This is a genomic window from Chitinophaga filiformis, from assembly GCF_021646545.1.
Classification (GTDB): Bacteria; Bacteroidota; Bacteroidia; order Chitinophagales; family Chitinophagaceae; genus Chitinophaga; species Chitinophaga filiformis_A.
Genome location: NZ_JAKIRP010000024.1, coordinates 34,119 through 43,523, shown reverse-complemented (window position 1 = coordinate 43,523; position 9,405 = coordinate 34,119). Strand labels below are relative to the sequence as shown.

Annotated in this window: 8 protein-coding genes; all 8 read right to left on the bottom strand. The window is 51.1% G+C overall.

Annotated features, from left to right (window positions below):
• Positions 1-13: 13 nt before the first annotated feature.
• The gene (locus L3C95_RS33040) at positions 14-286 is read right to left on the bottom strand and encodes a hypothetical protein (protein ID WP_236394937.1); all 273 of its coding nucleotides are present in this window, start codon (positions 284-286) and stop codon (positions 14-16) included.
• 12 nt (positions 287-298) lie between these two features.
• On the bottom strand, positions 299-1,003 hold the full coding sequence (locus L3C95_RS33035; RefSeq protein WP_236394936.1) for a phage baseplate assembly protein V: 705 nt from the start codon (positions 1,001-1,003) through the stop codon (positions 299-301).
• 17 nt (positions 1,004-1,020) lie between these two features.
• Positions 1,021-2,112, bottom strand: coding sequence for a phage late control D family protein (locus tag L3C95_RS33030; protein WP_236394935.1), 1,092 nt, complete (start codon positions 2,110-2,112; stop codon positions 1,021-1,023).
• Positions 2,113-2,388: a hypothetical protein gene (locus L3C95_RS33025; protein ID WP_236394934.1), complete on the bottom strand. Its 276-nt coding sequence runs from the start codon at positions 2,386-2,388 to the stop codon at positions 2,113-2,115. It lies immediately after the preceding gene.
• A 23-nt stretch (positions 2,389-2,411) separates the two neighbouring features.
• Entirely contained in the window at positions 2,412-3,173 is a 762-nt protein-coding gene (locus L3C95_RS33020; RefSeq protein WP_236394933.1) for a hypothetical protein, read from the bottom strand.
• Between the two features lie 67 nt (positions 3,174-3,240).
• Positions 3,241-7,047 carry a DUF4157 domain-containing protein gene (locus L3C95_RS33015; protein WP_236394932.1) on the bottom strand — a complete coding sequence of 1,269 codons (3,807 nt, stop codon included), beginning with the start codon at positions 7,045-7,047 and terminating at the stop codon, positions 3,241-3,243.
• 17 nt (positions 7,048-7,064) lie between these two features.
• On the bottom strand, positions 7,065-7,301 hold the full coding sequence (locus tag L3C95_RS33010) for a hypothetical protein (RefSeq protein WP_236394931.1): 237 nt from the start codon (positions 7,299-7,301) through the stop codon (positions 7,065-7,067).
• Between the two features lie 4 nt (positions 7,302-7,305).
• Positions 7,306-9,405: an ATP-binding protein gene (locus L3C95_RS33005; RefSeq protein ID WP_236394930.1), complete on the bottom strand. Its 2,100-nt coding sequence runs from the start codon at positions 9,403-9,405 to the stop codon at positions 7,306-7,308.

The following is a 9,405-nucleotide window of genomic DNA, read 5'->3' as shown; positions in this document are numbered from 1 at the left end:
ACATCGCGTTTTATCAATAAAGCGTTCCTGTACTGATCACGTCAACACTGGCATTGTGTGTATGCAGGTTGTTGTGGGATATTGTTACTGCAATTGCTTCCGGATGATCTACCAGATGTCTTACCACGCCTTGCGCGATAGCAATGAACAGTAGCCGCATCTGGTCGTTGGATTGCGGTAGTGGCTGATCATTCATCGCCTTGGGCCATTCTTCCATAAAAGCCTTTTCCATGGCTGCTGCCATGCTGTTTGCATAATCTGCCTGTACGCCTGCTTTAAGTGCCATATGATGTAGTTTTTATCCTGCTTTAACTTTTAAAGAGAGCAGGCTGGGTGTTGGGGGCGGCAATGGCGGTAGGGGCGGCGCCGGTGTTACCGGCAGCACACCCAGCGCCAGTTCGCCCGGATGTGTATGTGATTGATATATTTGTACGATCTGGTTCAGGTAGGTCATCAGTTCATCGCCGAAAACCACAGGATGAGTAGCATTTTCCACCAGTTCTATCTGGGGCGCTTCCACCACTACTTTCAGATTGCCTTTGATCTTTATCTTTCCCTCCTGCACTTCGATGGTCATGATATTACTGCCATCCTCATCGCTGAGCGTTAACACCTGGGCATCGTCATTAAAGCTTATCAGCAGTCCTTTTTCGCTGCGTATAATGCGTAGTGAGGGCGTGGCCTCCGCACCTTTTTCATTTTTGGGCACTTCATCATCTGCCCAAAAACCACCTGTCCAGATGGGATAGGAAAGATCTCCTGCTTCAAACTCCACCCACACCCCTGCACCGGGTTCGGGCACCATAAATACGCCTACGTTCTTACCGGCATATGGCAGGCAAGGCATAGCCCAGACAGAGAGATCTTTTAACACAGAAGGCACCTGTACTTTTAGTCTTCCTCTGTTGGTGGGGTCAGTATTGTCGACCACAATACCACGGTATTTCCCGAAGTGCCTGCTGCGTGACCATTCCAATAATTGTTCAAGTAGCTGGGATTCCATGCTGTTGTTTTTATACGTTAAAATATTCCGCCTCCAATACCGCCTGTCGCAGCTTCCTCCCATCCGTTACGCACCAGTTTCACTTCCATTACGTGTGCCGAGGGGTCGATGATATGTCTCACTGCTGCTACCAGGTACTTGCCACTATGGCGGCTGCCGGCGCCCTTTACATTTACAATGGTATGTGCATGCAGCAGTTTACCAAACTGGTGAAGACTGGTACGGCAGGATGCCTGTACGAACCAGTCAGCTTCTATCAATGCTCCCTGGCTGCGCGCCTGCAGATTGCCGGCATCATCGGCCGGGGCGGATACCTGCATGGTACGCACGTCACCAGTAATGGCTTGCAGGGACAAAGAACCAAGTAAGGACTGCGGCGTTTGCGCCAGCTGCCCGTCCAGGTTATTCTTGGTATTCAGGTCCAGTTGTAGCCCTTCGACGCTGGTAGGACGTTCAGTATTCCAGCTGATATCAAATGACTGGATATTGGGACTTTGAAAATTAATTGACAGTTCCGCAACAGGTTCTCCTTCCAGTTGTGGTTGTTTGAAGTGGGCAGTTTCCACACCTGCCGCGTCGCTGGTGATCCAACAGTAGCAACCGTTGCGCCTTGCCAGTCGCCGGATGAAGCGGAGGTCTGTTTCCCGCTGCACCAGGCTGTGTTTATCTTCGAGATGTCTTGCGTTGGTGGTGAATACATCTGCCACAAGGCCATAATTGCCGAATATACTGGTAACGGCATCACTATCGGTTACATCAGCCCATACTACAGACTGGAACACCCGGTCCATGGTGATGGAAGTATCTGCCCCTTTCACAAGCACGGAAGAACCTTCGCCGCCGTGTTCCAGGTGTATCTGCTGACTGTATACATGTCCTTTTACCAGGCATTCCTGGGTATCGTTGACGTCTGCAAGAATGGAAATAACAGCGCCCGGCCCGAGGCGGTTATCTTTCAAGCGGTTCAGATCACCATCACTGATATCTTCGGGGTAATAGATATTGAAATGCGTGGTCTCTCCCAGCCTTTCGTACACCTCTACCCGTGAGGCCTGTGCCAGTTCGGCATCGGGCACTCCATTAACTGTTATGATTATGCCTAAGCCCATTTAACGACTTTTTTGAGGAATAGCAATTTCCATCTGCTCACTTAATGCCTCGGGCAGCATAACGTCATTCGCTTCACTGATGCGCCAGAAACCGGCAGGATCTTTTATGTATTGCGCTGCAAGATGGTCAAGCCTTTGTCCCTGTTTCAGCAAATGATACCCCTGCAAGGTCTGCAGCGGCGCAGGCGGGATGACGACTACAGGCACACTGCGTCCACGCCTGTCTGTGACCTGGTATTGTGCCGTTTTGTAATAGCGACTTTTTTCGTCAAACATATCGTATCGGTTTAAGCGGTATTTTAGAAAGGCAACATGCCCAGGATAGATTCTACACTATTGGCAAGATTGGCAGCCGCCAGCACTTCCTTCTGTTTACGGGTGAAGTTAAAAGCTGCCACTGCCAGGTCCTGCGTAAAGGTGCGGGGCTGTGGGAAGTCCTTTTCCGGGGTCAGTATCTTCAGCCCGATATTCACTTTGGCACGAATGGGATACAACAAGGGAGAATAGGCCTGTTCTTCCACTGAAAAACTGGTAAGCCGCACTGGTACGATACGCCCCGGGCCCCAGGCAAACAATAATACCGGCACGGTACCACGGGGAACGGGTGTAGCAGCAGCTGCGCTTCCGCCAACGCTGACGCCACCACCAGACAGTGACGCACTGATCCCTCCCATCAATCCGCCTAACAGGCTTTCTCCCTGTGGGTACAGCAACATTTCCATAGCGGCAATACGGTCGGCCACACCAGAGACAAATGCTACCGGATGGCTCTCTGGTTTTTCCAGGGCATCAGCTGCATCCAGTTCAAGACCCAGTGTAAATGTTTCTGGTGGGTCGTGCGGTTGTGCAGTAGCTGCGGTTTCCTCTGCCGTGGGAGGTTGTCCGGTTCCGTCTCCCGACTGATTGCGGGGAGCGGGATTCCATACCTCCAGGCTACGCGTCATCGTTTCCGGGTTGTACTGGAAGATGATGATGTTGGGAACGGGGCCTATGAAGCGCTCTGAGAATTCGATGAGAGCGCCTTTAAGGAGTTTGGGGCTGCGGGAGTAACCGGTGGACATGTATGATTATTGTTTTATTCGGGGTGTTGTATGCATTATTGACTTTGTGGAATAAGGGAACGTGTTGCTAAGGCGTTGCTGGTGTTGGATTTGTTACTTCGTCGTAGGCCAGCCGAAGTGTAAGCTTGGCCATCTCGAGGTTGTATTCCATATCCAGTCTTTCCCTTGAACGTGCTGGCAAGGCCGCTATCCGCGCCTGATAAAGAATGCGCGTCTGGCTGGCCAGGTTTTTTATCACTTCGCGCAACACCGGAGTTGGCAACTTCATTCGGAATAGATTTTTCAAATAGATGGTCACCCGTTCTTTGATATAATCCGGACCAGGTACCGCACCTACATCTGGTTGGTGCGTCAGTTGCTGAAGATGTACAAAAACTTCCTCTTCTGCATAAGCGGAAGCATTGTATAGAAGTTGACTGATATCTTTAACCTGCTTTTCACGATCGGCAGCTGTCGCGCTGCTTCCCCTGAGCGCAACAATCTGCGGGTCATCCGCTATCAGTTGGGCCAGTTCTTTATGGAAACCTTCCATAGCTCGTCCTGTTATATTTTCGAAAATTGTATGACTTAATTCATGGACCAACGATGCAGCTGCCCATTCAAATTCGCCCTTATCGAACATATCTTTTTTCATGTGTATGATGTGTAACGGTGCACTTCTGTCAACACCACTGTCATCAGTCATAGTACGGGTGCCATGCTGCGTAAATCCCCTGTAAGGTGAATCCGCGGCCAGGTCAGGAAAAACATATATAGTAGTATTAGCAAAGTGTTTGGCCCAGAAAGGCTCTTGTTGCACTTTAACCAGCATTTTCATGAATGTTTCGCGACCCGCGGGGGTCAGTGCAGCTTCCAATCTGCGTTGTTGGGCGGCCGGTCCTTCAACTTCAGCGCTGGCATTTGTTACAGCGCTTCCCGTTGCAGTACTAATTCCACCCAGTTTTTTAAGGATCTTCTGCATTGTTACTCCCCACGTCCCAGCTATCTGTAAGGCCTCTGCAGCGTTGGCTGGCGCTTTTCCACCTGTCATCCTGTCTAATATTGCCTTACGGATCTGTTCTCCCAATTTCCGGCTTTCTTCTGCCTGTTTCTCTTTTTCCTTCACCTGTTCGGGGGTTTGTACCGGAGGTAGTGGCTCGTTTCCAATTACACTCCTGTACTTTTCATAAGAAGAACTTAACTCTGTGTCCCTGATTTCCGCAGCGCTCCGGGTTATTTCTGCTGCTGTAGGCGCTGGACCAGACACTCTTTTTGAAGTTTCATCGCAGGTGCAGGCAGCTGCTGCTCTCGGTCTATACTCGATGGTCTTGCCACCGTGACCAGTTATGCCTGCCATCTTGCCATCCCTCATAGCCCAATAGGTGAAGTCATTAGAGCCTTTTATATTCGTACAGGTAGCATCTGCCCAGCTTTGGGCATTTACTGCCCCTATGTCCTCTAACTTCTTAAAGGCGCCTCTCATAAGTGCCTCAGGTATCGACTGGTAGATGTCTGGATAGTCGCCGTAACGCAGGGGAGATGCAGCCACTTCCTGGGGAGTCCTCGACTTGCCGCCCGAAGCTTTTACACCAACTGTACTACAACCCCGCCAGTTCATAGTGCCATTGCAGCAAAAAAGATGTCGCAGCCTGTTTAATGCTGTCTGATTGGCGCCCAGTTGCAACCACTGCAGCGTAAATCCCTCCGTAGAAGTTCTGCCGGTAGTACCATCAGGATTCTTCACTTTGTTATTACCCGCCACCATCTGTATACGGGGACTACCATGATTATAGATATTCAGATTGGCAAGGCAACCTTTCTCAGGCACTATTGCTTCCAGCTTATCGATCATATTTTCCAGAGAACTCACCCTGATGTCGGTACCCAGTTCCTGGGCGGCAGCTTTTACAAAGAAACCATCGGGATCCACAGCAGCCAATACATCCACAGATATTCCTCCTGTCGCTCCCGCGGCGCCAGCACCTGTTGTTGTCGCTCCGCTTGTGCCGGTGGCACCTGATGCCGGATTACTTCCACCGGAGCTTGCGTCAGTCCCGGTTGACCTGTGGATACCACCTGTCTGCTGCAGCGTATGTGTCAGTTCATGCGCCAGCAGGTGCTGCCCCTGTTGTGTATGTGGACTATAACGTCCGCTGTTGAAGTAAATATCATTACCATGCGTGAAGGCATGCGCCTGGATGCTCTGACTCATGGCCGCCGCTTCACTGTTGTTGTGTATAGATACACGTGAAAAATCGGCACTGAAAGCATTTTCCATGAAACGCCTTGTTCCATCGGGCAGCGGTGAACCACCGCCTTTATTAGCTGCAAGTTTTGCCCCAAGTGCAGGAGTGGCCTGCAGGCCACCTCCGCCCTCAGCTTTCCGCATGACGCCTACTTTCTTTTGCTCTTCTTCACATTGCGCACATTTCCGCTGAACGGAAGGCCCCATCAGCGCCTGTGTGTGCAGTATAGGCGTCCGACTTGCTGACATCCTCATGACTCGCTCAGCCATTGCATCAGCCTCCCGTTCGTAACGATCTCCGGGAGTATTGACTTCCAGCTTAGGCTGTACCACCGGAGCGGGAGCGGCTGCAGCCCTTGCCCTTCTACGCTCTTCCAGGAATTCATCTACGGTAAGGGTCCTTCTCCTGTCGGCAGTACGTACTCTTACCGTAGAGCGGGTTAGCGTCCTGTCGCCCGGAGACCTTAAAAACATGAATATTGTGTAACGTTCTGCACGGCTGAAGAAGACAACCTGTGCACCGCCGTTAGGGAGATTATCCTGAGAGGCAAAACGTATACTGGGGTCATCAAAGATACTTCTGAACACCGCCGCTTCTGCCTGCTGACCGGCAGCGTGCGCCCTGTCAAATTCTGCATCAGAGAAACGGGTGCCCAGCCTGCGCGCATAATTGCTGGTAACGAAACGTTCCGTCAGAAAATGTATGAGATTTGACTGAAAGGCAAAACCTTCCGAGGCCAGTAGATCGTCCAGATCTACATATCCGGAATCATAATGATCCAACACTACGGGTTCAAAGGGCCCGCCCTCACCCCCTCTCGCAAGACCATGACGAGTGATGAGCCTTAATGGGATTACTCTTTCTTCGTTTTCAATAAATCGCCGCATTTCCGAGTCGAAATGTGTCAGTGCTCCTTCGTCCAACACTTCGCAACGCAATATGTTACCGTCCAGCGAATAGGTAATGGCTTCAGGATGTTGCTGATTCAGCCTGTCCACCAGTTCTCCAGCGCGGTCAAAAGCACTAGCCTCGCCTCTTCCCGGCGCTCTTAGCTCTATAGAACGTTGCAGCTGCGAAGTGCGGCCCCCCTCCTGCTGCGCGACATGCGTTAGCTCATGGGCCAGCAGACGTTGTCCTTCGGCTGTACCCGGTTGATATTGTCCGCTCTTGAAATAAACATCATTACCATGTGTAAATGCCCTTGCCTGGATACTATCGCTCATGTTATGCGCCTCACTGTCGGCATGTACCCTTACCTGTGAAAAATCGCGGCTAAAGGCATTTTCCATAAAGCTCCTGGTATTGGCGGATAAAGGCATTCCGCCTCCTTTGGAGCTTCCCAGCCTGGACGCCAGTTCCGGCGATGCAGCAAAACCACCGCTGGTACTTTCTGTTTTGCGCATCAGTGATTTCTTCTTCTCCTCTTCTTCGCAATGCTCGCATTTCCTTTGAATGGAAGGGCCGATCAATGCATTAGAGGTCACTCCAGCAGCAGGTTTGCCAGATAACTGCATCACCCTGTTGGCCATGGCATCTGCTTCCTGTTCGTACGCGTCTCCCGGACGGTTAACAGATAGCTTAGGCTGAATGACAGGTCCGCGAGTGACCGGTTTTGCCTTATATCCTGCTTTAAAGGTGGCTGTTGTCATGATTCTTCTTTGATATCTTAGCGTAAAGTTGCTTTCAATTGTTGCAATATCCGTTCGGCAATGGCGACTGACATTGCATCATGGTCCATTTTGCTGTGCAGCTGCATCTGCACAGTAAGTGTACTGATGTGCTGCTCACTGATGCCCTCCGGCAAATGGGCGCCGAGGTATCCGGCTACCATTTCAGCCAGGCGCCTGCCTTCTTCTTCACTCAGGCCAGGCATACGTATGAGCAGTTCATCAATCTCTATCATTGTTTTAACGTTTAAGGAAGTCATTTACCTGCTTTCCCAATCCTCTTCCTTCTTTTATCAGTTCCCGTTCAATGCCACGCAGTAAATGCTGCATTGTGATGGGTATATTATCCCTGCGTGCAATGAACATGGCAGAAAGAATAGCAGACTTGATCTGTGCGCCGGTGATCTCCAGCGCTTCTGCCAGGCGTTCCAGGTCTCCGTCTAACAGCGCGGCATGCGCCTTACCCACCAAAGCGGCAATAAGCTTACGCCATAGCTGCAAACGCATCTGGACATCCGGTTTCGGGAATTCCAGTACATAGCGCAGGCGGCGTGTAAAACCGGTATCGATATTTGCCTTTTTGTTAGTAGCCAGTATCGCAATCCCGGGATACTGCTCTATGGCCTGCAGCAGATAATTAGTATCTGTATTGGCAAAGCGGTCATGCGCATCTTTTATTTCTGTGCGTTTGCCAAACAGGGCATCCGCTTCGTCAAATAAGAGCACTACATCCATACGCTCCGCACGATTCAGGATACGTTCAATGTTCTTCGATGTTTCGCCAATGTATTTGCTGACAATGGAAGAAAGATCTATGCGGAAGAGGTCCAGCTGTAGGGCAGCGGCCACTACCTGTGCTGCCATGGTCTTACCCGTGCCTGGTGAGCCGGTGAACAAGGCTATCAATCCTCTTCCTCTGGGAAAAAGCCGTTGTACTTCAGGCTTCTCCCACAACAACACCCGTTCGCCCGCTTCAAAGGTGAAGTCTTCCAGGTTCCGTTGCAGCCAGGGGGGAACGACCAGGTCATCCCAGTCAAAGGAACCACTCATATGCTCCGCCAGGTTACCAAGGCGGCCGCGGAAACTGGCATTCAGTTCTTCCGAGGCAGCTGCAACACTATTTACATGCTTAGCAGCGACTCTTACTATTTGTCCAATAGTGCTCCGCCTGCGACGTATCATATCTGTCAGTTCCTGTTGTGGCCATGTTGCCGCAGCTGGAATGAGGCGTAGCCATAACTGTTTGCATTCATCCGGTGATATGGGCGGCAGTTCGATCCTGTGATCTATTATGCCTTCTTCCGGCTGAAGAAATTCATCTACCTCGGCAATCACAAACTGTATGCTGCACACGGGAATATGTGGCGGCCAGTAACGTTCCTGCATTACGCTCCCATACCAGGCCAACGCGTATCCATCCAGAAAAGCCTGCCTTTGCGCATACATAAACACCTGTTGCCAGTTGCTTTCGGGAATCCTGCCGGCATCTATTGTTAAAAGCTGTATGCCTAGCTGCTGGCATACACAGGCAGCAAAACTTCGCCGCCCACTGCCTTCTGCACCTGCAATGATGATACGTATCGCTTCTACGTTACCTATTGTATTGTCGATAAACTGAAGTGTTTCCGTCACCGGCCAACCTGATAAAGGCGGCTGATAAGGCTGCACACGTGCGATGCCTGATAGTGTTTCATCCAACGCGTTCAGTCCCAGCAACCAATTTTTAATAAAGGGATCACATTCCAGCAAGGGCGGTTCACCCCTGCCTGTTTCGCGTTCACTGATCAGTTGCCAGACCTTTAACGGAGACGCAGCGCTGAGCGGCAAACAACGACCATGACCAAACAGGCGGGCCACCAGCTCCATCGTTACATATCCTCTTGCACTATGGTCCTGCAGGTAAGCATATACCCTGCCCAGGTTCGGCTCAATAGCAATGGCCAGGCAGGCCTGCAATATGTCCATTTCTGCGGTGGTGAGACAGCATATATCGCCCAGCATAAGCAGGCGGGAGGAAGGATGTGTAGCCAGGGCCACCTCCACATCTGTCAATGCCTGTTCCCACTCCTGCACCATCGGTTCTGCGGCCTGCCATGCTGCTTCTGCCGCAGGTGTATCCGCATTGCTCAGGTATCCGTCCACTTCGGTGTGGTAAGTAAACTCAGCACTGTTGCCGTTATTATTACCGGCTTCCTGCCAGATCTTACGCAGCCAGCCGATGCGTTTTCTGGCATACAGCCTTACCCGTTGCAATACCAGTTCGGGCATGGAGTCCCGTGCTGTTATTCCACTTTCCGGCAGCTGTTCCCGGCTGGTGATGTATTCTGTCAGATCTTCCAC